Here is a 24,081-nt window from a genome sequence, read left to right as displayed (position 1 = left end):
CGTCTTATTTCTAAGCACTGTCCAGTTATTAGACGCTCATTCTTTAAAATGCATCGGCTCAAAGCCATAGACAATGCCATCTAAGACATTGTTAATAAAAGGCTTAATCAAATAACGCAATACTGGCACACGTGTTGCAATCTGACCACCGAGGCTGGCGTCAGTCCAGGCCAATCAGCGCTTTAAGGCAACGGAAAGTCACCGCTTAGCTGAATGACGACAGCCTCGCCATTCTTATAACACCACAACGAGGATTCAATATGGCTATAAGTACCGCCACAAAAGCCGCAACCGATGCGTTGGCCGCCAATCCGGCGCCCGTCAGTGTGGGTGCACAGGAAGTTCACCGCTGGATGCAGAGCTTTACCTGGGATTTTGATAAAAATCGCACCAAGTATTCGACCAAATACAAAATGGCCAACGATACCAAGGAGCAATTCAAGCTGATCGCGAAAGAATATGCCCGCATGGAATCGGTGAAGGACGAGCGTCAATTCGGCAGCTTGCAAGACGTGTTGACGCGGGTGGACGCGGCGAACCGCGTGCATCCGAAATGGAACGAGTCGATGAAGATCATCTCCAACTTCCTGGAAGTGGGCGAATACAACGCCATTGCCGCTACCGGCATGCTGTGGGATTCGGCCACCGCGCCCGAACAAAAAAACGGTTACTTGGGCCAAGTGCTGGACGAAATTCGCCACACCAACCAATGTGCTTACATCAACTATTACTTTGCCAAACAAGGCCAAGACGCCGCCGGTCATAACGATGCCCGCCGCACGCGAGCAATTGGTCCGCTGTGGAAAGGCATGAAACGGGTATTCTCGGACGGCTTTATTTCCGGCGACGCGGTGGAATGCTCCATCAACCTGCAATTGGTCGGCGAAGCCTGCTTTACCAATCCATTGATCGTGGCCGTAACCGAGTGGGCGTCCGCCAACGGCGACGAAATGACGCCGACCGTATTCTTGTCCATCGAAACCGACGAGCTGCGCCACATGGCTAACGGTTATCAAACCGTGGTATCCATCGCCAACGACGAAGCCGCTTCGAAATATCTGAATACCGATTTGAACAACGCCTTCTGGACCCAACAAAAATACTTCACACCGGTATTGGGCATGATGTTCGAGTACGGCAGTCATTTCAAAGTCGAGCCATGGGTGAAAACCTGGAACCGCTGGGTGTACGAAGATTGGGGCGGTATCTGGATCGGCCGTTTGGGCAAATACGGCGTCGAATCGCCACGCAGCTTGCGCGATGCCAAAAAAGACGCTTACTGGGCGCATCACGACTTGTTCCTGATTGCTTATGCCTTGTGGCCCACCGGTTTCTTCCGTTTGAGCCTGCCAACCCAGGAAGAAGCGGAATGGTACGAAGCCAACTACCCCGGCTGGTACGACATGTACGGCAAAGTCTACGACGAATGGCGTGCGCGCGGTTGCGAAGACCCCAGCAGCGGCTTCCTGCCGATTCAATGGTTCATCGAAAACAATCATCCGATTTATATCGACCGGGTTTCGCAAGTGCCGTTCTGCCCTAGCTACTGCAAAGGCGAAAGCACGCTGCGGGTGCTGGAATACAACGGCAAGAAACATTCCTTCAGCGACCAATGGGGCGAAAGAATGTGGTTGTCCGAACCCGAGCGTTATGAGTGCCAAAACATCTTCGAACAATACGAAGGCCGCGAACTGTCGGAAGTAATTGCCGAAGGTTTTGGCGTGCGTAGCGACGGTAAAACCTTGATCAGCCAGCCGCACACCAAAAAGGACGGCAAGCTGTGGACACTGGACGACATCAAACGGATTAACTGCGTGTTTTCCGATCCTTTGAAAGCCCTTTAATCGTTTCAATTCTTTAAGGAAATAGCTTATGTCTATAGAAGTAAATGGCGGCAGACGCGGCCTGACCGACCCGGAAATCGCCGCAGTGATCATGGCCGCAGTGCCGGACAAGCCTCTGGAAACCCAGCGCAAAATGAATTACTTCATGAAGCCGCGCGGTAAGCGGATCAATGAATATGAAGTGTTGTGTTGCTATAGCCAGCCGACGCCGGACTGGATTCCCGGCGGTTTGGACTGGGGCGATTGGACTCAAAAATTCCATGGTGGCCGCCCATCCTGGAGTAACGAGTCCACCGAAATGCGCAGCTCGGATTGGCTGGCGCACCGCGACCCGGCTTTCCGTTGGCATGCGCTGTATGTCAAGGATAAAGCCGAAGAGTGGCGTTATACCGACCGCTTTCTGAAAGCCTATTCCGCCGACGGCCATGTGCGTTCGATCGATCCGGTTTGGCGCGATGAAGTATTGGGCGATTATCTCGGTGCCTTCGGTTTTTACGAGTATGGCTTGTTCAATGCGCATTCCTCGGTGGTGCGCGATTGCCTGGGCGACACCTTGCGGATGAGCAGTGCGATGATCGGTTTGGACAAGGTCGACAATGCGCAAATGATTCAAGCGGAACGTACCTTTTTGTCTAAATTGGTGCCGGGTTTCCCCGAGTCCACCGACATTCCTAAACAGGAATGGACAAAAGGCGCGATTTTCAAAGGCGCCAGAGAATTGGTGCAGGATATTTGGCAAGCGACTTATGACTGGAACGAAATCCTGTTCTCCGGCCATATGATTTGCGACCCCATCTTCGGGCAATTTGTACGCAGAGAGTTCTTTATGCGGTTGTCGTCTTATTACGGCGATAACTTGACCCCGTTCTTTATCAATCAAATGCAGTTGTATTTCTCGCAAACCAAAGGCATTACCACCGACATGTTCCATACCTGTCTGGGTGCCGACGTGGAATTTGGTGATTACAACAACCGGTTGATGCGGGCCTGGGCCAATAAATGGCTGCCCAGAACCGTCGATGCACTGAAGGATTTCATGGCGATTTACGCCACCATTCCGGAAATCAAAGGCGTCAGCGACAAAGCCGCCATCGAAGCGGCGCTGGTTAGGGTGTTTGCCGATTGGAAACGCGATTTTGCCGATCCGATCAACTTTAAAGTCGATACCAATGCCCTCGTCAAAACCGTGTTAAGCGGACTCAAATAAGGAAAACTCATGTCGAAAAGTTCAAATGCTTACGACGCAGGCATTATGCAAAAAACCGGCAAAGCCTTTGCCGATGAATACTTTGCCGAAGACAACCAGGTCGTGCACGAAAGCCACGAAGTGGTGCTGGTTCTGAAAAAATCCGATGAACTCAACACCGTGGTGGAAGAAATTCTGCAAGGTTCGCACAAGGCGGACAACCCCACGCTGGTGGTGGAAGACCGCGCCGGTTTCTGGTGGCTGAAAGCGACCGGCAAAATCGAGATCGACTGCGTCGAAGTTTCGGAATTACTGGGCAAGCACTACAGTGTTTACGACCTATTGGTGGATGTGTCGTCCACCATCGGCCGTGCTTATACCCTGGGCGAGACCTTCACCATCACTTCCGAGTTGATGGGTCTTGACGTCAAACTGAAAGACTTGGCTGCGGCGTAGGAGAACACCATGGCAAATATTCATGACAACCCCACCCGTAATGCCTGGATGGCCAAAATTGCCACACTGGATACGCTGGCAAAGGCGCACGCCTTCATTACCGACTTCCGCGCCAAGCACATGAGTCCGTTCAAAACCGACTGGTCGCTGGAATTGGATGGCCTGTGGATCGAGTTGAAAATCGAAGAAAAGCTGGCGCTGTTGAAGCACAAGGAATTCAACGACACCCAATTGCTCAACAATTGCACCTGCGGCGCCAATGCCCAGCAAGTGGCAAATGAAGTAATTGCCAAAATGGAGGCATGCACGGACATGTACGAAGCAGAGCGCATTCATATCAACTTCAGACTGGCCTGCAAACCGCCTGTGATGCCGGTCAATGTGTTTCTGGACACCGACCGCCAGTTGGGGACCAAGTTGATGGAACTGCGCAACACCGACTACTACGCCTTGCCGTTAGAGGCATTGCGTCAGAAACGCGGCGTGAAAGTGGTCACCTTGCAGTAATCGTTCGGCAGGATGCGCCGCACTTGCGCGTGGCGCATCCTTTATAGCCAACAAACCGATAGCGGACAAAACCTACTCGTCGCTTACATCGCCGTGAGCGAGAGGGCGTTTGTGTGCGCTTCGATCTCAACGAACCATTTCATAGAATCAGTATTATGGATTTTTTCTCAAATTTTAAGTCGGCGGTTGCGCCCGCTTTTCCCAGTGAAGCCGACAAACTCACCACGCTATACGACACCGCGCCCTACGCTGCTTTCTGCGAAGATCTAGAGTTCATGTGGCGCTGGACCATCTACCGCGACCAAAAACTGGTGCAGGAAGGGTGTTCGCTAACCCTGGACGCATCGCGGCGCGCGGTTGAGCACGTATTGGCGTTTTTCAGCGTGTCGGCCAAAAACCAATGCCTGGGAGAATGACATGAGCGCCCATCAAATTAAAATCATTACGCAAGACGGGGAAGCCGTTTGCTTTGATTGTTACGAAGACGAGGATGTCATCACTGCGGCGGTGCGCCAGGATATTTATTTGATGTCGTCGTGTCGCGAAGGCGGTTGCGCGACTTGCAAAGGATTTTGCGCGGAAGGCGATTACGTTTTGGGCAAATGCAGTTCGCAGGCTTTGCCCTACGAAGAAGAAGAGGCCGGCGAAGTGTTGTTGTGCCGCTGTTACCCCGTGAGCGATTTGGAAGTCGAAGTACCTTATACCTACGACCGGATTTCATTCTCACCGGAAGGTTTGACGTTTGTAGCGGAAGTGATTGAGCTGACGCCAATTTCCATCAACGTGGTGAAACTGCTGCTGCGGCGCACGGGCGACGATCAAACCATCAAGTTCGACTCCGGGCAATTTTTTGATTTGGAAATTCCCGGCACCACCATCACCCGTTCATACTCCCCCGCCAACACGTCCAATAAAACCGGCGATCTGGAGTTTTTGATTCGCATCGTCGATGGCGGCAAATTTTCAGAATATTTAAAAAACGACGCCAAGTTGGGTCAGAAATTAAACGTCAAAGGCCCGTCCGGCGTTTTCGGTTTGAAGGAAAACGGTTTTACCCCGCGCTATTTTGTGGCCGGCGGCACCGGACTGGCGCCGATATTATCGATGGTGCGGCGGATGCACGAATGGGAAGAACCGCAAAAGTGCATCATCTATTTTGGGGTAAACACCGAAGCCGAAATTTTCCATCTGGATGAACTGAATCAACTGGCCGCACAAATGCCGACGCTGGAGCTGAGAAACTGCGTCTGGAAATGTTCGGACGACTGGCATTGCGAAAAAGGCAGCGTGGTGGACATCCTGCGCCGCGATCTAAAGGATACCGGCGCCAAGCCGGATTTATATCTGTGCGGGCCGCCGGGCATGGTCGACGCCACCTTTGCGGTGTGCGCCGAAATGGGCATCCCTAAGGAACGTATCTACCTTGAAAAATTCCTGCCTAGCGGTTCGCCTTAACGCCACGGGCAAACAGGGTGCTGCGCTGCCATTTCCCTGCGCAGCCATCCTGTTTGCCGATCCAAATCAGCCTTTTTTTCCTATCGAAAAATCGCGCAACCACGCTGAGGCGACTATGAAAGCCGACGATGTAGAGTTTCTGGTTGGTATGGCGGTGCAACTAGACGAAACGATCAGAAAACTGGTGATAGAAGAGCAGGAGATTTTTGAAAAATTGGGCGATGCCAGAGTTCAGGAATTAAAGGAATTCTGGAATCAGGAATTCACGGGCGAAGAAGAGGCGGACTTTAAACGCAGCCTGGATTACTGGGACAAAATCCTGATTCGTACTTGGGCCAATGCGCAACGTGCTCGGCAAACCCGTGCCCAGGTGGGGCAAACCTTAATGAAATTAAATTCGCACCTCTAACCGATGGGAACACCCTAGAAATGAGTAAACACGTTATTTACAACCCGGAAGCTCGCCAACGTCTGCTGCAAGGCATCAATGCGGTAGCACGCGCGGCGAGCGTTACGCTGGGTAGCGCCGGCCCTGCCGTGATGATTCAACACCGAACCGACGGCATCATGCCCGTCTTTACCCGAGATGGCGTTACTGTTGCCAATGCCATCGTCATGGAAGACCGGATTGCCGATTTGGGTGCCCGCATGTTGCGGGACGTCGCCGGCGCGGTGTCTCGCGAAGTGGGCGACGGTACCACCACGGCGATTGTGCTGGCGCAAAGCCTGGCGGAGGAAGCGCTGAAAAGCGTCGCGGCCGGTTTTCATCCCCTGCAATTGCAAAAAGGCATGGAGTTGGCGCTGATCTTGGTGGAGCAGCATTTACAAAAATCGGCTGTCACCGACAGCGCGGCAGACTGGGTCGAAAAGATTACGCGGGTCGCCAGTAAAGGCGAAGCCGGTGTCGGCAAGCTCCTGAAACAGGCCCTGGCCGAGCTTGGCGAAACCGGCACCTTGACCTTTCAATTGGGTAATGGCCGCGAAGACCAACTGGAGATTGTGGAAGGTATCCATTACGAGCAGGGCTTTTTGTCGCCCTATTTCATCACCGATAAAACCCGCGCCGAAGCGGTTTTGGAGCGGCCCTACATTCTGTTGTACGACCGGGAAATCAGCGACTTCATGGATCTGGTACCCCTGCTGGAAGACGTCGCGGCGGAAGGCCGCGCGCTTTTGGTCATCGCCGAAGCGGTCGCCGAGAAAGCGTTAACGGGCTTGTTGCTGAATCATGTGCGCGGCATTTTCAAAGTGGTGGCGGTCAAGCCGCCAGGCTTCGGTGACAAACGCATCAACAGGCTGAGCGATTTGGCCCTGTTGACCGGCGGCACCGCTATTTTGCAGGAGCGGGCCATGCGGCTGGAAGACGTCACGCTGGCGCAACTGGGTCAGGCGCAGCGCGCGGTCATCTCGGAAGGTAATACAACGATCATCGGCGCCGTGGGTTCGCGCGAACCGGTTAACACGCGCATAGAGGCGTTACGGCGCGAGTTGGCACTAGTTCGCGCCCGTAAACCCGGCGAAGGTTCCGCCACCGGCAATTTACACGAAGCCGAAGAGCTGGAAGAGCGCATCGCTATCCTGTCCGGCAAAACCGGCAGCTTCCAGGTCGGCGGTATCTCCGACGTGGAAATCAAAGAGCGGCTGGTGCGCATCGAAAATGCCTATTTGTCCGCCAAGGCTGCGCTGCAAGAAGGCGTGTTACCCGGCGGCGGTGTCGGTTTGTGGCGTTGCACCACGGTGCTGGACGAAGTGATTGCCGAAAATGCCGAGCAACAACAAGGCATCGCCATCGTCAAGCAGGCGCTGGGCGCGCCGCTCCGGCAATTGTTGAACAATGGCGGCCTGAACAACGAAGACGTGCTGATGCGCTTAGCCACCCAGGCTGACCCGGCATTTGCCGTGGATATGCAGTATTTAAACTACGGGCACTTTCTGGATATTGGGATTATCGATCCGGTAAAAGTGTTGCGCACCGCCTTGCGCAATGCAGTCAGCGTGGTGGCTACTTTGATCAGCAGCGAGACGGTCATCATGAACGTGCCGGACTTGTCCATCATGGCCGGCTATTCGCCGGAATGGGCTGCCGCCACCCGCGAAGATCCCCGTATGTAATTGTAATTTCTACCTCAACCTCCTCTCTCCGAAAGTTAGAGATATCCATTATTCTGCAATGGAGTAAGGCAATGTGACGTTATGTCGCATTGCCTCTTTTTTTGATTTTGTTATTTTGGACAACATCGCCGTAAAAAGCAGCTAAACCTCTGTTTTTTATATTTTTGTTTTGTGCCGATACTAAATTGGCGCACCAAAATACAAGAGGAAAAATGGATATTGCCTTGCACTTGCCCCACAACGTTAAAATCATCAAAGAAGCCTGCGCGTTCAAAACCTCCCTAGCGTTTGAAGTTGATCGCCCGATACAGGCCTGGCGCTGGATGGCACAGAGCCGTTGCGTGCCCGATCACACGGACTGGGTACGCCCGGAAGTCTCGGAATCCTGGCGCCGCTGTCTGGAAGAATACCAATTGCCATTGGGCAATTACGCGCGCTGGGATCATTGGCGTTTCACCGCCGATCCGGAGCCGCGCATCAACCGTGCCGCTCACGATATTGCCGAAATGCTGCGGCATTTGGGGCATCAGTTCGACGTGTTTTTGAAAGAAGCCGGCGTCATGCTGGTATTGACCGATGCCGACGGACACCTGTTACAAGTCTTGGGCGAAAATCCGTTTGCCAGCCCTTTCATGCTGAGTTTGTACGAAAAACACAGCCGCTGGAGCGAAGCGGTGTTGGGTAATAACGGCATCGGCACCGCCGCGCAACTGAAAAAACCGATTGCCTTTCAGGGCATGGAGCATTTTGTCAGTCTGTTACACCCATTCACCACGGTCGGTTATCCCTTGTTGGATGAGAACGACAACGTGCAAGCCGTGATCGGATTGATCAGCGATAGACAGGAAAGCATGAACTCCTTGTTCGCATTCTTGCATTTGTTGTGCGTACTCCTAAATACCAATCTGCCCTTAACCCAGAGTCCGGTTGCGCAAGCGCGGGTATTGGAAAAAATCCCGTTCAAACCCGCCAAAAGGCCGCCCAGCCAATACGAATCGGCAATGTCGGAACAATTAACCGCCTTGGTAGAGAAGGCCGTGAAGCTGCAACACCATAAGATTCCGATGCTGATTACCGGCGAATCCGGCGTGGGCAAGGATCATTTCGTCAATCTGCTGAAACACGCCGGACCGCGGAAAAATCAGCCTTTGATTGCGATCAACTGTGCATCGATTCCGCATGACTTAATCGAAAGCGAACTGTTCGGTTACGAAGCCGGCAGTTTTACCGGCGCGCGCAGTGCCGGCAAACCGGGGAAATTTCTGTTAGCGGACAAAGGTATTCTGTTTCTGGACGAAATCGGCGATATGAGCCTGGATTTGCAATCGACTTTGCTGCGAGTGCTGGAAACCTCGGAATTTACGCCAGTCGGTGGTAGCAAACCGATCAAGGTGGATGTGCAAATCGTCGCCGCCACCAACGTACCCTTGTTGGAAGCCGTCGAAGCCGGCCGCTTCCGCCGCGATTTGTATTACCGTTTGAACGGCGCGCAAATTCATCTGCCGCCCTTGCGCGAGCGCGACGACAAGCTGGGCATCATTCACCACATCTTGCAGCGCGAACTGGCTAATCTACCCAACCCGCAGGCAATCAGTATTTGCCCCAGCGTCATTGCCTTGATCGAGCAACACCCGTGGCCGGGCAATATCAGGCAATTGATCAACGTCATCAGAGCGACGCTATACACCGCCGGCGACACGCTGATTACCCGCCAGGATTTGCCGCTGGATTTTGTCGAAGAGCTGGGTAAAGTGCTGCCGGGGAACGACAATAACGCTTTGGACAACACGCTAACTTATCCAATATCGGCGGCTGCGGGCCGTACCATGACCCTGGAAGACTGGGAGTTACACGGCATTAAAGCCAGTTTGCGGGAATGCGCGGGCAATATTTCCTTGGCGGCGAAAAACTTAGGCATAACTCGCACCACGCTGTACCGAAAAATCGAGCGCTTCGGGCTGGATAAAATCGACTGGCGGGAGCATTCTAAGGCCGGGTAAGAAGCACACTGATTCGAGAGGCGCGTAATTGCATCCACTTGCACATCCTCCGCTGACAGATGCGTAAGTGATCGTTTTCGGTCGTATTTTTGCCTTTCAGCTTCCGCATTGATTCTCCCTTGCATGTCCCGTTTTACCCCATAGTCAATTAGCTATTATGTTTTTTGGTTAGTTTTTAGAGCTGTTGCCCATGATTTTTTCTCTGTTTGTTGGGCTGGCTGAAGCTCTGATAATAATAGACCTGGTGTAGATTCAGTCACAAAAACACCCGCTAGTGGTTAAACCCACTCCTGTAATTAGCTTTTACGGCTATGCTGAGTCGGCAACAAATAGTAAGGACTGGATGTTGTATTTTCTAAAACGGCTCAGAGAACAGGACATATATCAAGATTTAATCTGACAACCCGCAGAACATTATTGGCAACACGCACTATTGCTGATCGCTTGACACAAAATCATTGGATAAATTATGAGCAGCGAACGAAATAATGCTCGTGGCTAATGTTGTTTGATAGGTTCGGAACGCTTATTTTTTGGGTATACCATATGGAAAAAACAATAACATTCTTCTTGATATTCCTCTTTTCTCAGCCAGTTTTCTCAGGTAATTGGTACTACTACGGATCAGAGGCGGCTGCAAGAATGGCTGCAGGTGGTGACGGTAATGTCTGGGGGCCATATGGCCCTTGGCCAATTGGCCCAGCAAATTGCCCTGGCTATGATGCTGGTACGTTCTCTTATACACGGTACTACTATGCAATAAAAGGGGTGTGGTTTGGAGACGGCTATACTTATTGCGCCAATGGGAATCAAATCTGTCCTTCTGGCAAAGGGGTAGATGTAGTTAGTGGCGAATGTTATACAAATTATAGTGTTCCATCCAAAAACTTAGGCGCTCCCCAAGAATGCGTCGGCAACCCCTGCGACCCCGCCACCGGCAATAAATACCAAACCGAAAACGACTTCGAGAATACAGTCATCGATCTGAGTTTTACCCGTTATTACAACAGCGGCGCCTGGAATGCAAACGGCGCGCTGGGCTATGGCTGGAGCCACCAACTAGCCCCCAGCCTGGAAATTCTCACCGGCAAGATTTTTATCCATCAAGCGGATGGCCGCGCCGAATGGTTTGTTTTGACCAATGGCCTCTGGCAAGGCGATGCCGACAGCCGTTTGCGGCTGACCCAAGATAGCACCGGCTACAGCTTGACCGATCAACTGGGCGTGGTGGAACGTTACGACACCGCCGGTCGCATCGTGTCCCGCACCGAAGCCAACGGTCGCACCACCACATACAGCTATGACGGCAGCCAACGCTTGGTCACTGTCACCGGTCCCTTCGGCCACAGTCTGCAACTGGCTTACGACAGCGCCAACCGGATCAGCAGCGTCACCTACCCGGACGGCCTCAGCAGCCAATATCAATACGACAGCGAGGGCAACCTCAGCAAAGTGACCTATCAGGATGGCAACTTCAAACGTTACCATTACGAAAACACCGCCCTCCCGCATGCCCTGACCGGCATCACCGACGAGAACGGCGACCGTTATGCGACTTGGGCTTACGACAGCCAAGGCCGCGCCAATTTATCCAAACATGCCGGCGACGTTGAACAAGTAGCGCTGAGCTATAACAACGACAATAGCACCGATGTCGTCGATAGCTTCAATGCCAGCCGGCATTACACGTTTCAGACTATCTTAAACGTTCAGAAACTAACCGCTATTAGCCAGCCCGCCGGAGCCGGTAGTGTTGCGGCAACCCACACCCAAAGTTATGACGCCAACGGCAACCTTGCCAGCCGCACCGACTTCAACGGCAACCTCAGCTGTTATGCCTACGATCTTAGCCGCAACCTAGAAACCGTCCGGGTGGAAGGCCTGGCGCCCAGTTCGAGTTGCCCGGCCAACCTCAGTGCTTACACGCCGGCGCCGAACAGCATCGAACGCAAACGCAGTACCCAGTGGCACGCCAACTACCGCCTGCCCACCCAAATCGACGAGGCCGGCCGGCGCACCGCCTTCAATTACGACGCGGGCGGCAACCCGCTGAGTAGAACCGTCACCGATACTGTGACCGGGCAAAACCGCAGGTGGAGCTATACCTACAACAACCTCGGCCAAGTGCTGAGCGCCGACGGCCCGCGTACCGACGTTAGCGACATCACCGCCTATAGCTATTACTCGGATACCACGGCCACTCACCATCCCGGCGACCTGTGGAAAATCACCAATGCCCTGGGCCACACCACCACCTTTACCGCCTACGACGCTAACGGCCGCCTGCTCAGCCTGACCGATCCTAACGGCTTGGTGATTGGCTTTGCTTACGACGCCCGCGGCCGCCTGACCCAAAAAACCGTCGACGGCAACACCACCGCCTACACCTACGACAAAGCCGGCAACCTGACTCAAACTACCTCGGCAGCCGGTGTGACCCATACGTTTACCTACGACGCCGCTCACCGTCTGACCGACATCACCGACGCCCTGGGTGGCAAGATTCATTACACGCTGGATGCGATGGGGAACCGCACCAAAGAGGAAATTCTCGATAGCAGCGGCGCAGTGGTTAAAACCCGCAGTCGCGTCTACGACGCCTTGAACCGCCTGGCTCAAGACATCGGCGCCTACAACCAGACCACACGCTACGAATACGACGCCAACGGCAACCTGACCCAGGTCACGGACGCTAACGGCCATGCCACCCAGCACCAATACGACAGCCTGGACCGGCTGATCCGCAGCACCGATGCTCTCGCCGGCTTGACCGACTATCGCTACGACAGTCAAGACCGCCTCACCCAAGTCACCGATGCCAACAACCACGACACCGTCTACAGCTACAACGGCCTCGGCGACCTGATGCAACTGGACAGTCCCAATACCGGGATTACTCAATACGGCTACGACAGTGCCGGTAACCGGATCGGTAAAACGGATGCGGCCAATGTGTCGGTAACATATACCTACGATGCGCTGAATCGGATTAAAAGTGGCGATGGCGGCGCGCAGTTTTATTACGACGAAAACGGCAACCTGGGCAAGCTGTCGCGCGCCTTGCGTTCGGGCTACAGCGGTAACCGGACTCTCAAGTACGACCGGGCAGGACGGTTGACTTCCATCACCGCCAAGGGTTTACCGCATACCTACGATAACTTTATTTACTATGCCTACGACGCCGATGGCAAGGTAGAAAAAATATCGCATTCGGGATACCGTGAAGTTCTTTATGGCTTTGATGCGGCCGGCCAAATCGAGTCGGTATCGCTGCACGACTGGGATGATGGTACCGTTAGCTGGGTCTACGACATAACAACACCGCTAGCAACTCACATCACCCATCTGCCGTTCGGCCCGGTCAAATCGCTCACCTACGGCAATGGCAAACAGATCAGCCGTCGCTACGACTTAGACTACCGGGAAACCGGGCGCACCGTGCCGGGCGTCATGGCCGCCACCTATGGCTATGACTTGAACGGTAACCTCGACAGTGTGGCCGACGAATTAAGCCCCTCGGGGCGTCATCGAAATTTCGGTTACGACCCGCTGGACCGGCTGTCCAGCGCCACCGGCGTGAACACCCATGCGTTTAGCTATGACGATGTAGGCAACCGTCTGAGCAGCGAGCGGAATGGCGCACAGACCTCGTATACCTACGACCTCGGCAGCCAGAAACTACTGGCGCTCACGGGCGCGCAGCAGGCCAGCTACCAGTACGACGCGAACGGCGACGCGAGCCAGAAAGGCAGCCGGCATTTTTACCAGGCCACCGACCATTTGGTGACGGCCATCAAGGATGAGGTGGGCGGAAGCCTAGTCTCGGTTCAGGCTAATAAGTACGACGCCTTCGGCTATCGCAGCATGAAACTGACGAACAGCGGTAACGTCGCGTTTGATTATGACGTGCTGAGCGGAACGCTGCTGGATGAAACCAAGTGGGGAAGGACGGCCTTCTCGCACAGCTACGTTTACCTGGAAGGCGAGCCACTGGCGCGGATCAACTATGACGTGGACTCGGATCCAAACCAGACACCCTGGCCTATCCATTATTACCACAACGACCGGTTGGGCACGCCCCAAAAGACCACGGACCGCACGGGCAACATCAGTTGGGCGGCAGATTTCGATCCGTTCGGCAAGGCCACGCCGACCACGGCCTTCATCACCCAGAACCTGCGTTTCCCCGGTCAATACTACGATGAAGAAACCGGTCTGCATTACAATATCGCCCGTTTCTACGATCCTAACCTCGGGCGCTACCTGCAATCCGATCCGATTGGGTTGGCGGGGGGCATTAATACCTACACCTATGTTTTAAATAACCCGCTGAATCTGGTTGACCCAACCGGTGAGAATCCAAGAATAGTATTAGCCGCACTTGAATGCATAACACACCCATCTGCATGTGTTAATGGGGCTAAGGCCGTTGTTGAGGCTGCAGTTAAAGCCTGTCCCAACCCCTTTGGCAAGAAAGGTGGTCTTGCACACCAATCAAAGGTTGCAGAAAAAGCTAATGATATAGAATCACGCGGCCTTAAAGCACAACAAGAATATAAAGTTGAAACTCCAGATGGGGATAAAAGCTATCGCTATGTCGATCTCGTTGCTAGGGATGCTGAAAACAATGTGACGGAAATGTATCAGGTAGGTAAAGAAACTGTAAGGGGGAACCCTGTGTCGCGTGAAATTACTGCTTTAGATGATATTGAAGCGGCAACGGGAACCAGACCATCATTTATTCCCTATAACAAATAAAGACCATGGGCAAACAAGTTAATTATTTTTTAATGCCAAATGACATAGTTTTGCTTGAAGATAAGCTGCAAAATATTGAGCCTTTGGTCGTAATCCGTAATCGATCTAATACATCAGTACCTGAAAAACTAGATAGCCTCAATTTCGTTGAAGATGGGCGACAATGGCTTAGTTTTTATATTCTTCGACTTGACGACTTTGAGTATGTTCACATGAAATATGTGGCTGCTCAAGGTTATTGGACAGTCGATGAATTGCGATCACCTGTAATTGAATTTGATGGATGTTTTTTTAATGGGGATGTTCTTCGCCGAGGACGAATTTATTTCAATGAAAAGTATTATGGTGAAAACGGCGAATTGATTGAAAAACCTGAACAATTTAGAAAATGGGCTAATAAAATTTTAGCTACAACTAAACGAAGTTTGATTAAATATGGGATGTCCTATATTGGGGAAGCCGCTAAAAATTGGTCAGATTCTTCAGGTGCGGCTTTGTCAAAGGCTGGAAACGAAATAGTCCGTAAGGCGCAATAACGTGCGCTGATCTATAGGATGCTGCCGACAGGCGCATCGTTCGCGACCGTTGCGCCTTGCATGGCTCGGCACAAACTGCAGATTCAAAACCGAAGTGCAATACCCGAAATGCGCATGGATTCGCCAAACTCTTTATTCACCGCCAATGTTTTAACCTTGCCGACAGGGCTATCAGCTGCCGAAGGCCCTTGATCAGCTGCTGCCGCGTCTTGTCCCAAACGCTGATGCCTTTCCTGCTCCAGCGCCTCAATGTCACGCTGTAACAACTCCATTTTTATCAGCCCGATAGATAGAGGTGCAAAATATAAGGCTGTCAACGTGCAGCCAGTTTAATTTTGGACGTCCAAGCAGTTTACAATTTCGCAGTAGGCTCAGTTTTCAGCCGCGCGGGTCGCTGCTGGGCGCGTTGTGCGTTACAATCGCGAGTCGCACAACCGGTTGCTTCAAGAGAATAATAATGACACCCGCCGAATTTACCGCATACGCCCAACAAGGCTACAACCGCATCCCGATCTGCCGCGAAGTGCTGGCCGATCTGGACACGCCGCTCAGTGCTTACTTAAAGCTGGCCGACGGCCCTTATTCCTATTTGTTTGAGTCCGTACACGGCGGCGAGCAGTGGGGACGGTATTCGATCATCGGCTTGCCTTGCAAAACCCGTATCAAAATCAGCGGCCACCGCATCACGGTCGAAAAAGACGGCCAGGACACCCAAGTTTTTGAGCACGCTCAACCGCTGGAATGGATAGAAGAATTTCGGCAAAACTACAAGGTGCCGGACGTACCGGGATTACCGCGCTTCAACGGCGGCCTGGTCGGTTATTTCGGTTATGAAACCATCGGCTATATCGAGCCGCGTTTAAAGCCCAGCGGCAAACCGGACCCTATCGGCGCGCCGGACATCCTGTTAATGGTGTCGCAAGATTTGCTGATATTCGACAACCTGTCCGGCAAAATGCTGTTGCTGACCCATGCCGATCCGGCACAAGCCCAAGCTTACGAAAACGCCAAGGCCAGACTCGACGAACTGGTGGTGAAGCTGCGTGAATTGCAAGCCAATCCGCAAGCGCATCCTGCCGTTAAGCACGTGCACGAACACGATTTTGTCTCCGGTTTTACCCAACAAGGCTACGAAGATGCAGTGCGAAAAGCCAAGCAATACATCACCGACGGCGACTGTATGCAGGTGGTATTATCGCAGCGCATGTCGATTCCGTTTGAAGCCGCGCCGCTGGATTTGTATCGGGCTTTGCGGTGCCTGAATCCGTCGCCGTATATGTTTTTCATGAACCTGGACGATCTATATGTAGTGGGCTCGTCGCCTGAAATCCTGGTGCGGCTGGAAGACAACGAAGTGACGGTGCGACCAATCGCCGGCACCCGCAAACGCGGCGAAACCCACGAGCAGGATCTGGAACTGGAAAAGGAACTGCTCGCCGATCCGAAAGAAATCGCCGAACACTTGATGCTAATCGACCTGGGCCGCAACGATACCGGCCGGGTAGCGAAAATTGGTAGCGTCAAACTGACCGATAAAATGATCGTAGAGCGCTATTCGCACGTGATGCACATCGTTTCCAACGTCACCGGCGAATTGCAAGAGGGCAAGAATGCCTTCGACGTATTGGCAGCTACCTTCCCGGCCGGCACCGTCAGCGGCGCGCCGAAGATCCGGGCCATGGAAATCATTGACGAGCTGGAGCCGGTCAAGCGCGGTATTTATTCCGGCGCGGTGGGCTACATCTCCTGGTCCGGCAATCTGGATACGGCCATCGCCATTCGCACGGCGGTGATTAAAGATCAAACCTTACACATTCAAGCCGGCGCCGGCATCGTTTACGATTCCGTGCCGCGCAACGAATGGGATGAAACAATGAACAAAGGCCGCGCGGTGTTTCGCGCCGTCAGCATGGCCGAAGCCGGCCTCCTGAGCAGCGCGGCTCAATCTAAAGGAGCACAAACATGAGCGGCGTCAGATTGGTGATGGTCGACAATTACGATTCGTTCACCTACAACCTGGTGCAATATTTCGGCGAACTGGGTGCCGACGTGGTGGTGGTACGCAACGACGAAGTGACGGTGGAAGACATTGAGGGCCTGCGCCCGGACAAAATCGTCATTTCCCCCGGCCCCTGCACACCCAAAGAAGCCGGCATTTCCGTGGAAACCATCCACCGCTACGCCGGCAAATATCCGATTCTGGGCGTCTGTTTGGGCCACCAAAGTATCGGCTACGCCTTCGGCGGCAACATCATCCACGCCAAGCAAATCATGCACGGCAAAGTATCGCCGGTGTATCACAAAGACTTGGGCGTGTTCAAAGGCTTGAGCAACCCGTTCACCGCCACCCGCTACCATTCGCTGGTGATCGAGCAATCGACTATGCCCGATTGCCTGGAAGTGACCGCCTGGACCCAGGACGAGGCCGGCAACATCGACGAAATCATGGGCGTACGCCATAAAACGCTAGATATTGAAGGCGTGCAATTCCACCCGGAGTCGATCCTGACCGAGCATGGGCATGACATGTTGCGGAATTTTTTGGCGCGATGAGTCCAACGGTTTTCAAAGAAGCGGGTTACCGCTTCTTTTTCTTCTCTCGAGAAGAGCCCAGAATGCACGTTCACATCGTTTCCGAAGACGGCGAGGCCAAATTTTGGCTAAAACCGGAAATTGAGTTGGCTAAAAATTATCGATATTCCAGAAAGCAGATAAAAGAAATCGAATCTTTAGTGGAGAAACATTACGATGAACTCATTAGCGCTTGGCAACAACATTTCCCCGGCTGAAGTGACACACATATCCAGTCACGGCGTATGGTTGCTGACTCGGACCGAAGAGTTATTCATGTCTTATGATGACTTTCCGTGGTTTAAAAATCAGCCCATCAATGCCATTCTCCGTGTTGAAGAGCCTTCACCTAATCATTTTTACTGGCCTGACATGGATATAGACTTGACTGTGGAGATGATCAAACATCCGGAGAGATTTCCATTGCAAGCCAGTAGTCAGTCCTAAATAAACTGCATGACATCTCGATTTGCAATTCGTAATGACCGTCAATTCAAAAACCACCTGTTACTAAGGCACTACTTCGTAAAACATGGATGAGCTTTTTTCCTTGATTTGGGCGGCAATACATTGGCGATTTGTATTGTGCGTTCTAATCTCGCTCAGCTTGGCATTTTTTCTTTCATATGCCATCGAACCTTTTACATCGGGATATTGCGTGAGCTTAGTCGGTGTCGGAGCGCTCCTGGGCATATATTGGCAAGGAAAGGTTGGTTAGAACATGAAACTTTAGCCTAGCCACGCATTGACTTCCTTTAACCACTCTATTGCCATCATCGGCGCCGGCCCCGCCGGCTTGATGGCCGCCGAAGTGCTAAGTCAGGCCGGCTTGAGCGTCGCTGTGTTTGACGCGATGCCCTCCGCCGGGCGTAAGTTTTTGATGGCCGGCAAGGGTGGATTGAACATCACCCATTCGGAACCGTTCGAGCCGTTTTTGTCTCGCTACGGCACACAGCGTGCCGCACTGAAACCGATGCTGAACGCCTTCTCTCCGGAGGCCCTGAGAGCCTGGGTGCAAGGCTTGGGCATAGAAACTTTTGTCGGCACGTCCGGCCGCGTGTTTCCAACGGAGATGAAGGCCGCGCCGCTACTGCGCGCCTGGCTGCACCGCTTGCGTTCGAACGGTGTGCACTTTCATATGCGCCACCGCTGGCTGGGCTGGGATGATGATGGAGCGCTGCGTCTACGCAATCCCGATGGCGAAATTTCGGTCAAGCCGCAAGCAACCTTGTTGGCCTTGGGCGGTGCCAGCTGGCCGCAACTAGGGTCGGATGGCGCGTGGGTGACTTGGTTACAGGCGCGCGGAGTGGAAATTGCACCCTTGCAAAGCGCAAATTGCGGCTTTGAAGTAGCGTGGAGCGAGCATCTGCGCGAGAAGTTTGCCGGCGCGCCGCTCAAATCGGTAGCGCTGACATTTACCGACACGCAGGGCTATGCCGAACGCAGGCTGGGCGAAATGGTGATTAGCACGCACGGCGTGGAAGGCAGCCTGATTTACGCATTTTCGCGGCGGCTGCGCGAATATCTGCATGTTCACGGCAGCGCCACCTTCACCGTTGACCTACTGCCAGGACGCGATGCGGAACGGGTGCTGGCCGAAATCAGCCGCCCCAGGGGTTCCCGGTCCTTATCCAGCCATTTGCAGAGCCGGGTTGGCATTTCCGGCGTCAAAGCGGCCTTGCTACGCGAAGTGCTCAGCCAGGCGCAATTTGCCGACGCCGCCATTCTAGCGAAGACGATCAAAGCCTTGCCCATCACTGTCAATGCCACCCGGCCCATCGCCGAAGCGATCAGCAGCGCCGGCGGCGTGAGTTTTAACAGTCTTGATCAAAATCTGATGCTTACCGCGCTACCCGGCGTTTTTGTCGCCGGTGAGATGCTGGATTGGGAGGCGCCGACCGGGGGATATTTGCTTTCGGCTTGCTTCGCTACCGGCCGCAGTGCCGGACTGGGCGTGTGTGACTGGCTAAACCGGCATCAAAAGTTTTAAAGAACTCCCCACTCCATAGCCGGACGCAAAAAAGGGGTAGCCGGCGCCACCCCTTCGACATCTTGTTTAGCGTGCGACTTCTGCGAATGGCCGCATTCTGCGCATTGTATTAGCCGACCGCAACGAGGCGGCTCCGGCCAATACACTGCCAAATAGCCAGAAAGCCCCCGGTAGCGGTACGCTGCCGCCGCCTCCGGTTCCGTAGTCGTACCCGTAAACCGATGCACTGGTATTCGCGGAAAAACTTCCGCTCCAACCGTCTTTAAAGACCAAAGCAACAGACAATATATCGTTTTCCGTCACGGGCGCGGAGCCGGTTGATAGGTACTGATTGACATTTTGGTTGACTGACCCGGAGTTTCCGCCATTGTAGTAACTCAAATTGAAGCTTGCGTTGGAGCTTGCCGAGGCATTACTTGAGGCACCCAGATCCCCCATCAAACTGTAATTCGCTTCGAAAATTAACAGTCCGCTGCCTTGCACGGTAAAACTGCCGGATCGCTGGCTACCGCTGCTGGCTGATAAACTTTGATACGGAAAAGAACCGTTTAGAGCGGCATTGGCGTTGATTTGATTAATCGATGTAGCGCTGGAAGCAGATCTGCTATAGGTCGATGTGGACAGTGACTCGGTAGTCGAAGTCCCTGAGCTCCAATTTGCCGCGCTATCATAGGTGTTGTAGTAGTAACCAGTATTCACTTGGCTAGTGTCGTTCTGATTACTCCACGTCACAGTTGGCAGGCCATTGCCAATATCAATGGCGGTAATTTTAAAGGTACTCCAGTCGATGACCGCGCTCGCAGAAACCGTCGCCGCCTCAGCAGATTGGGCAAGGCAAAGCGATAGCACCAGAATGCTGAACAGATAAGTCTTAAAGTAAGGTCGCCGAATCGGCTTGGCAAAGTATTTCATGGTAATGTCTCCATTGATTAACGAGCACAAATTTTCTGCGCACGGCCAAACGGCCAAAAACCGTTGCCATGCTGATAAAGACTAGCTCTTTGCGACAAGCCGCTTATTTAAAATGCTAGTCTTGACCGTCATTTAACAGCTAAGTTAACCACCGTCAATTACCATAAAAACATAACGGCTTAATCAATGTGCTACGTCAATAAAACTTGAAATTTATAAGCTGGCTTGGAATAAAATCGCCTTTTTATCTACCCGTTCTCGAGATCGTGTAAGCAAGCGACCTCGCTCGCGAGGGATTGACGGCCCGCGAGGTTTTCGATATGAGCCGTCGTTTGTTATCATCCCTGTCTTGACCAAGACACCGGCTACCCACTCCATGCAAATCCAAGCCACGCTGCAAAAACTTCTGGATAAACAAGACCTCGGCACCGAGGAAATGCGCGATGTGATGCGTACCATGATGCAAGGCGAGCTGACCGACGCGCAAATCGCCGGCTTTTTGATTGCCTTGCGCTGCAAGGGCGAAACCATCGAAGAAATTGCCGCGGCGGTCAGTGTGTTACGTGAGCTGGTGCGGCCGGTTCCGGTGCATGGAGAGCATGTCATCGACACCTGCGGCACGGGCGGCGACGGTGCCAACACTTTCAATATTTCGACGACGGCGGCCTTTGTAGTCGCGGCGGCCGGCGGCAAGGTGGCCAAACATGGCAATCGCTCGGTATCCAGCAACTGCGGCAGCGCCGATGTACTGGAAGCAGCAGGCATTAATCTGGATATGCCCGCCGAACAAGTGGCGCAATGTGTTAACGACATAGGCGTGGGCTTTTTGTTTGCCGCCAAGCATCACAGCGCGGTGCGCCACACGGTTGGTCCGCGCAAGGAAATGGGCGTGCGCACCCTGTTCAATCTGATCGGCCCTCTTTCCAATCCGGCCAATGCGCCGCATCAATTGATCGGCGTGTTCGATAAACAATGGTTGGTGCCGGTCGCGGAAGTCTTGAAAAAACTGGGCAGCAAGCATGTGCTGGTGGTGCATGCGCGCGACGGCCTGGATGAAATCAGCATCGCCGCACCGACCGACGTTGCCGAATTGATCGACGGTATCGTTCATTGCTACACCATCACGCCTGAAGGATTTGGCTTATCTCGCGCCAGTCTGGAAACGCTATCAATTACCTGTGCTACCGATAGCTTGGCTATCATTCGTTCGGTATTGAACAACCAAGCCGGCCCGGCCCGCGACATTGTGGCGTTAAATGCCGGCGCGGCGATTTATGCCGCCGATTTGGCCGATTCGCTGGATGCCGGCATTCGCCGAGCGCATCAGGTGTTGGCGGATGGGAGTGCTTTGGGTAAGTTTGAGGCGTTGATTGGGTATTCCAAAGCCCACTAAAGTATTGACGAGGTGTAATCGTTCGATTACAGTTTCTGCATGTACACAATCAAACAACTCCCCGCATTCAGCGAATGGCTGTTTGGCTTGAAAGATGGATTGACACACCGCCGCTTGGCGCGCCGACTGGAAAAGGCCCAACTAGGCAATCTCGGTGACGTCAAAGCGGTAGGCGGGAGTGTGTTTGAAATGCGTGAACATTTCGGCCCCGGCTGGCGGATGTACTATGTGCAGCGAGGCGAGGTGTTGATTGTGATGCTGGGTGGCGGCGATAAATCAAGCCAGACCGCCGATATTGCGAAAGCTCAACGCCTAGCCGCGTTGTTGGAGGACTGAATCATGAACGAAAAAATCAAAATTGCCGATTTGCCCGTGTTCGACATTACCGAACATCTGGATAGCGATCAAGCCATTGCCGAATACCTAACCGTTGTTCTGGAAGAAGATGATCCGGCGGCCTTGGCCAATGCACTCGGCAGTATTGCCAGGGCGCGAGGCATGACCGAAATTGCCGCTGCCGCAGGCATCAGCCGCGAAGCCTTGTATAAAGCTTTACGCGCCGACGCCCAACCGCGCTTCGAGACCATTGCCAAAGTCTGCAAGGCACTTGGGGTTAAGCTGACGGTGCAGACAATAGCGGCATGAGATTCCTCTGAGGGAATGCATTGGGTAAGTTTGAGGCGTTGATAGGGTATTCTCAGGCGGTCTAATTTTGTGTCGCTATCGCGACGGTTTTTTATATGTCGGGTCTCGGCCCGACAGCCGAGATACTTTCTTTTGTTTGGCCAAAAGAAAGTATCCAAAGAAAAAGCCACCCCGATGCCGCTTATTTCCTGCGCGCCGAAGGGTTTGAACGGGGTTTTCGGAAGGGCTATCCCTAGCCCTCCGAAAACGAGCGGCATCCCTGCCGCTCCCCTGCGGGCTGACCCGTCCAAACCCTCCGGTGCTCGGCGCGGCATAGGGGTGAAAACCCCGCAGGGAAATTCGAAAGCGTCTAATATTTTGAGGTTTTCGTAGGCTGGGTTGAATGAAAATGAAACCCAGCAAGAATATATTTAAGCGAGGTTTTACTTCGCTCAACCCAGCCCACGGACTCTTTGTCGCGAAGCAACTCAATTACGCCAGATACGAGATATGAGTTTAAAGTTAGAGAGTCATCAAGAAAGTGTTTTAGAAGAGCTAATGCAAAAGTCTTTTGGGGCCCAAAATATTTATATACCTCAAAATTACAAGAAAGGTGAAAAAAAGCATAAAGAAAAAGAACCTTGTGATTTAGCTTGGTTTGGAAATGGGGTTTTGGTACTATTTTATTTAACATCTGGCAACAAATCTCTCGAGAAGCAAGATGAACATAACCTTAAACAAGCAAGAAAATGGATTCACTATTGGAGGCATCAGTCTAATCAAAAACTTAATGGAATAAATAGATTTGGTGATTCTGTATCAATTTCTTTTAAGGAAATAAATTACTGCGTATTATTGTCAGTGGTGTCCCATTCAACTGGAATTGTATTTCACAAGGTTGCCAAGAACAAACCTTATGGATATACGTGCACAATTCCAGAGTCATTGATACATGCTATTTCTGGTTTTCATGGAACTGTAGTCGATCTATTAGATTTAATTTATAAGTATTCATCGAACCCGCGCCGTGCAATACTAAATCATAATCCGTTAGGCGATGAAAGATTATCAATATTAATTAAGAAAAAACAACAAGACTTAGACTCAATACTCAAACTTCGGCATGATTCAAGTCTTAATGAAAATGACTTTTCATTCATTTATGAAATGATAAATTTAAACAGGCTTCCTGCTCCGATTGGGGATAGGCTTGTTTCCAACTCATCTGGCAGGGAGCTTATTTCAAGTTATTTTGCCGATATGACTGCGCGAGACTTTATACATATTGCTATATTAGCTGAAGGCCTAATAAAAAGAACTGATAACGCTAAGTTTAGTGTTGCAGGAGAAACAAAAGGAATGCATTTAAATTGGATTATTTGTGCTACAAGTTTTTCTTCACGCAATATGATGGAATATGTCGAGCCTATCATTAAACAAGCCAGCGAAAGAAATATGCCACTTCTAGTGTACGCATACACATTCGAGTTTACCGACTATCGTTCGCCATCCATGTATGCGTTACCTCCAAAAAGAAACAAGTCCCAATCAGAACATCTTGTAAGCTTAACTACCCAAAGATTATCTATTGCTTTTAGCATGTAAATTTTTATTGTTTCGAAGTAAAACCTAAAAAATACTGGGTAACAGTATCTACCAATACCGATTTTATTGTTTGTAATTCCGGGACGGTTTTATCCCTTATGCCGCGCCGAGCACTGGAGGGTTTGAACGGAT

The 24,081-nt window shown here is 52.3% G+C and carries 22 protein-coding genes; 20 read left to right on the top strand and 2 right to left on the bottom strand.

What is annotated here, in order from left to right; all coding sequences use genetic code 11:
- Window positions 1-260: 260 nt before the first annotated feature.
- The 11 genes from mmoX (at window position 261) to CWO84_RS16140 (ending at window position 14,854) form a co-directional block, all read left to right on the top strand.
- Window positions 261-1,844, top strand: a complete 1,584-nt coding sequence (mmoX, locus tag CWO84_RS16190) for an aromatic/alkene monooxygenase hydroxylase subunit alpha (protein ID WP_033157495.1) — start codon at window positions 261-263, stop codon at window positions 1,842-1,844.
- 28 nt (window positions 1,845-1,872) lie between these two features.
- Window positions 1,873-3,051: an aromatic/alkene monooxygenase hydroxylase subunit beta gene (mmoY, locus tag CWO84_RS16185; RefSeq protein WP_033157496.1), complete on the top strand. Its 1,179-nt coding sequence runs from the start codon at window positions 1,873-1,875 to the stop codon at window positions 3,049-3,051.
- Window positions 3,052-3,060: 9 nt separating this feature from the next.
- Window positions 3,061-3,486, top strand: coding sequence for a methane monooxygenase regulator MmoB (gene mmoB / locus CWO84_RS16180; RefSeq protein ID WP_101053821.1), 426 nt, complete (start codon window positions 3,061-3,063; stop codon window positions 3,484-3,486).
- A gap of 9 nt (window positions 3,487-3,495) precedes the next feature.
- On the top strand, window positions 3,496-3,993 hold the full coding sequence (mmoZ, locus tag CWO84_RS16175; protein WP_033157498.1) for an aromatic/alkene monooxygenase hydroxylase subunit gamma: 498 nt from the start codon (window positions 3,496-3,498) through the stop codon (window positions 3,991-3,993).
- A gap of 155 nt (window positions 3,994-4,148) precedes the next feature.
- Entirely contained in the window at window positions 4,149-4,409 is a 261-nt protein-coding gene (mmoD, locus tag CWO84_RS16170; protein ID WP_051670140.1) for a soluble methane monooxygenase-binding protein MmoD, read from the top strand.
- Between the two features lies 1 nt (window position 4,410).
- The gene (gene mmoC, locus CWO84_RS16165) at window positions 4,411-5,448 is read left to right on the top strand and encodes an aromatic/alkene monooxygenase hydroxylase FAD-binding subunit MmoC (protein ID WP_033157500.1); all 1,038 of its coding nucleotides are present in this window, start codon (window positions 4,411-4,413) and stop codon (window positions 5,446-5,448) included.
- A gap of 115 nt (window positions 5,449-5,563) precedes the next feature.
- Complete coding sequence (locus tag CWO84_RS16160; protein ID WP_033157664.1) at window positions 5,564-5,857, top strand: hypothetical protein; 294 nt, start codon at window positions 5,564-5,566, stop codon at window positions 5,855-5,857.
- 20 nt (window positions 5,858-5,877) lie between these two features.
- Window positions 5,878-7,560 (top strand): chaperonin GroEL, encoded by a 1,683-nt coding sequence (gene groEL, locus CWO84_RS16155; RefSeq protein ID WP_101053817.1) that lies wholly within the window; start codon window positions 5,878-5,880, stop codon window positions 7,558-7,560.
- 212 nt (window positions 7,561-7,772) lie between these two features.
- Complete coding sequence (locus tag CWO84_RS16150; protein WP_101053815.1) at window positions 7,773-9,560, top strand: sigma 54-interacting transcriptional regulator; 1,788 nt, start codon at window positions 7,773-7,775, stop codon at window positions 9,558-9,560.
- 768 nt (window positions 9,561-10,328) lie between these two features.
- Window positions 10,329-14,318, top strand: a complete 3,990-nt coding sequence (locus CWO84_RS16145; RefSeq protein WP_165786349.1) for an RHS repeat-associated core domain-containing protein — start codon at window positions 10,329-10,331, stop codon at window positions 14,316-14,318.
- Between the two features lie 5 nt (window positions 14,319-14,323).
- On the top strand, window positions 14,324-14,854 hold the full coding sequence (locus CWO84_RS16140; RefSeq protein ID WP_033157504.1) for a hypothetical protein: 531 nt from the start codon (window positions 14,324-14,326) through the stop codon (window positions 14,852-14,854).
- Window positions 14,855-14,937: 83 nt separating this feature from the next.
- Here CWO84_RS16140 and CWO84_RS16135 read toward each other — a convergent pair whose 3' ends face one another.
- A complete protein-coding gene (locus CWO84_RS16135) occupies window positions 14,938-15,126 on the bottom strand; it encodes a hypothetical protein (RefSeq protein WP_033157505.1) in 189 nt (62 codons plus the stop codon).
- Window positions 15,127-15,311: 185 nt separating this feature from the next.
- On the opposite strand from CWO84_RS16135, the gene trpE reads away from it, so the two are divergent.
- From trpE to CWO84_RS16110, 5 genes are all read left to right on the top strand, one after another.
- Window positions 15,312-16,820, top strand: a complete 1,509-nt coding sequence (gene trpE / locus CWO84_RS16130) for an anthranilate synthase component I (RefSeq protein ID WP_101053808.1) — start codon at window positions 15,312-15,314, stop codon at window positions 16,818-16,820.
- A complete protein-coding gene (locus CWO84_RS16125; RefSeq protein ID WP_101053805.1) occupies window positions 16,817-17,407 on the top strand; it encodes an aminodeoxychorismate/anthranilate synthase component II in 591 nt (196 codons plus the stop codon). The genes trpE and CWO84_RS16125 overlap by 4 nt, the downstream gene beginning before the upstream one ends.
- Entirely contained in the window at window positions 17,404-17,643 is a 240-nt protein-coding gene (locus CWO84_RS16120; protein WP_101053803.1) for a DUF4160 domain-containing protein, read from the top strand. The genes CWO84_RS16125 and CWO84_RS16120 overlap by 4 nt, the downstream gene beginning before the upstream one ends.
- Window positions 17,603-17,872, top strand: coding sequence for a DUF2442 domain-containing protein (locus CWO84_RS16115; protein ID WP_101053800.1), 270 nt, complete (start codon window positions 17,603-17,605; stop codon window positions 17,870-17,872). The genes CWO84_RS16120 and CWO84_RS16115 overlap by 41 nt, the downstream gene beginning before the upstream one ends.
- A 298-nt stretch (window positions 17,873-18,170) precedes the next feature.
- Window positions 18,171-19,415, top strand: coding sequence for a TIGR03862 family flavoprotein (locus tag CWO84_RS16110; RefSeq protein WP_276308164.1), 1,245 nt, complete (start codon window positions 18,171-18,173; stop codon window positions 19,413-19,415).
- A gap of 66 nt (window positions 19,416-19,481) precedes the next feature.
- On the opposite strand, the gene CWO84_RS16105 is transcribed toward CWO84_RS16110, so the two are convergent.
- Window positions 19,482-20,327, bottom strand: a complete 846-nt coding sequence (locus CWO84_RS16105) for a hypothetical protein (RefSeq protein WP_033157511.1) — start codon at window positions 20,325-20,327, stop codon at window positions 19,482-19,484.
- A 376-nt stretch (window positions 20,328-20,703) separates the two neighbouring features.
- On the opposite strand from CWO84_RS16105, the gene trpD reads away from it, so the two are divergent.
- From trpD to CWO84_RS16085, 4 genes are all read left to right on the top strand, one after another.
- Window positions 20,704-21,720: an anthranilate phosphoribosyltransferase gene (gene trpD, locus CWO84_RS16100; protein WP_033157512.1), complete on the top strand. Its 1,017-nt coding sequence runs from the start codon at window positions 20,704-20,706 to the stop codon at window positions 21,718-21,720.
- A gap of 39 nt (window positions 21,721-21,759) precedes the next feature.
- Window positions 21,760-22,056, top strand: a complete 297-nt coding sequence (locus CWO84_RS16095; protein WP_033157513.1) for a type II toxin-antitoxin system RelE/ParE family toxin — start codon at window positions 21,760-21,762, stop codon at window positions 22,054-22,056.
- Window positions 22,057-22,059: 3 nt separating this feature from the next.
- Window positions 22,060-22,365 (top strand): addiction module antidote protein, encoded by a 306-nt coding sequence (locus CWO84_RS16090; protein ID WP_033157514.1) that lies wholly within the window; start codon window positions 22,060-22,062, stop codon window positions 22,363-22,365.
- 489 nt (window positions 22,366-22,854) lie between these two features.
- Window positions 22,855-23,949: a hypothetical protein gene (locus CWO84_RS16085; RefSeq protein ID WP_033157515.1), complete on the top strand. Its 1,095-nt coding sequence runs from the start codon at window positions 22,855-22,857 to the stop codon at window positions 23,947-23,949.
- Window positions 23,950-24,081: the final 132 nt, after the last annotated feature.

Source organism: Methylomonas sp. Kb3 (assembly GCF_002834115.1).
GTDB lineage: Bacteria > Pseudomonadota > Gammaproteobacteria > Methylococcales > Methylomonadaceae > Methylomonas > Methylomonas defluvii.
Note: the sequence above shows the minus strand (reverse complement) of the source record. Positions and strands in the feature narration are given on the sequence as shown.

Excerpts from the sequence above, each read along its gene's own strand:
- CWO84_RS16150 (WP_101053815.1), top strand. The coding sequence starts at position 7,773 with ATGGATATTGCCTTGCACTTGCCCCACAACGTTAAAATCATCAAAGAA.
- mmoB (WP_101053821.1), top strand. The coding sequence starts at position 3,061 with ATGTCGAAAAGTTCAAATGCTTACGACGCAGGCATTATGCAAAAAACC.
- mmoX (WP_033157495.1), top strand. The coding sequence starts at position 261 with ATGGCTATAAGTACCGCCACAAAAGCCGCAACCGATGCGTTGGCCGCC.
- mmoZ (WP_033157498.1), top strand. The coding sequence starts at position 3,496 with ATGGCAAATATTCATGACAACCCCACCCGTAATGCCTGGATGGCCAAA.
- CWO84_RS16095 (WP_033157513.1), top strand. The coding sequence starts at position 21,760 with ATGTACACAATCAAACAACTCCCCGCATTCAGCGAATGGCTGTTTGGC.
- mmoY (WP_033157496.1), top strand. The coding sequence starts at position 1,873 with ATGTCTATAGAAGTAAATGGCGGCAGACGCGGCCTGACCGACCCGGAA.
- CWO84_RS16105 (WP_033157511.1), bottom strand. The coding sequence starts at position 20,327 with ATGAAATACTTTGCCAAGCCGATTCGGCGACCTTACTTTAAGACTTAT.
- CWO84_RS16085 (WP_033157515.1), top strand. The coding sequence starts at position 22,855 with ATGAGTTTAAAGTTAGAGAGTCATCAAGAAAGTGTTTTAGAAGAGCTA.
- CWO84_RS16140 (WP_033157504.1), top strand. The coding sequence starts at position 14,324 with ATGGGCAAACAAGTTAATTATTTTTTAATGCCAAATGACATAGTTTTG.
- trpD (WP_033157512.1), top strand. The coding sequence starts at position 20,704 with ATGCAAATCCAAGCCACGCTGCAAAAACTTCTGGATAAACAAGACCTC.
- groEL (WP_101053817.1), top strand. The coding sequence starts at position 5,878 with ATGAGTAAACACGTTATTTACAACCCGGAAGCTCGCCAACGTCTGCTG.
- CWO84_RS16090 (WP_033157514.1), top strand. The coding sequence starts at position 22,060 with ATGAACGAAAAAATCAAAATTGCCGATTTGCCCGTGTTCGACATTACC.
- trpE (WP_101053808.1), top strand. The coding sequence starts at position 15,312 with ATGACACCCGCCGAATTTACCGCATACGCCCAACAAGGCTACAACCGC.
- CWO84_RS16125 (WP_101053805.1), top strand. The coding sequence starts at position 16,817 with ATGAGCGGCGTCAGATTGGTGATGGTCGACAATTACGATTCGTTCACC.
- CWO84_RS16160 (WP_033157664.1), top strand. The coding sequence starts at position 5,564 with ATGAAAGCCGACGATGTAGAGTTTCTGGTTGGTATGGCGGTGCAACTA.
- mmoC (WP_033157500.1), top strand. The coding sequence starts at position 4,411 with ATGAGCGCCCATCAAATTAAAATCATTACGCAAGACGGGGAAGCCGTT.
- mmoD (WP_051670140.1), top strand. The coding sequence starts at position 4,149 with ATGGATTTTTTCTCAAATTTTAAGTCGGCGGTTGCGCCCGCTTTTCCC.
- CWO84_RS16135 (WP_033157505.1), bottom strand. The coding sequence starts at position 15,126 with ATGGAGTTGTTACAGCGTGACATTGAGGCGCTGGAGCAGGAAAGGCAT.
- CWO84_RS16115 (WP_101053800.1), top strand. The coding sequence starts at position 17,603 with ATGAACTCATTAGCGCTTGGCAACAACATTTCCCCGGCTGAAGTGACA.
- CWO84_RS16120 (WP_101053803.1), top strand. The coding sequence starts at position 17,404 with ATGAGTCCAACGGTTTTCAAAGAAGCGGGTTACCGCTTCTTTTTCTTC.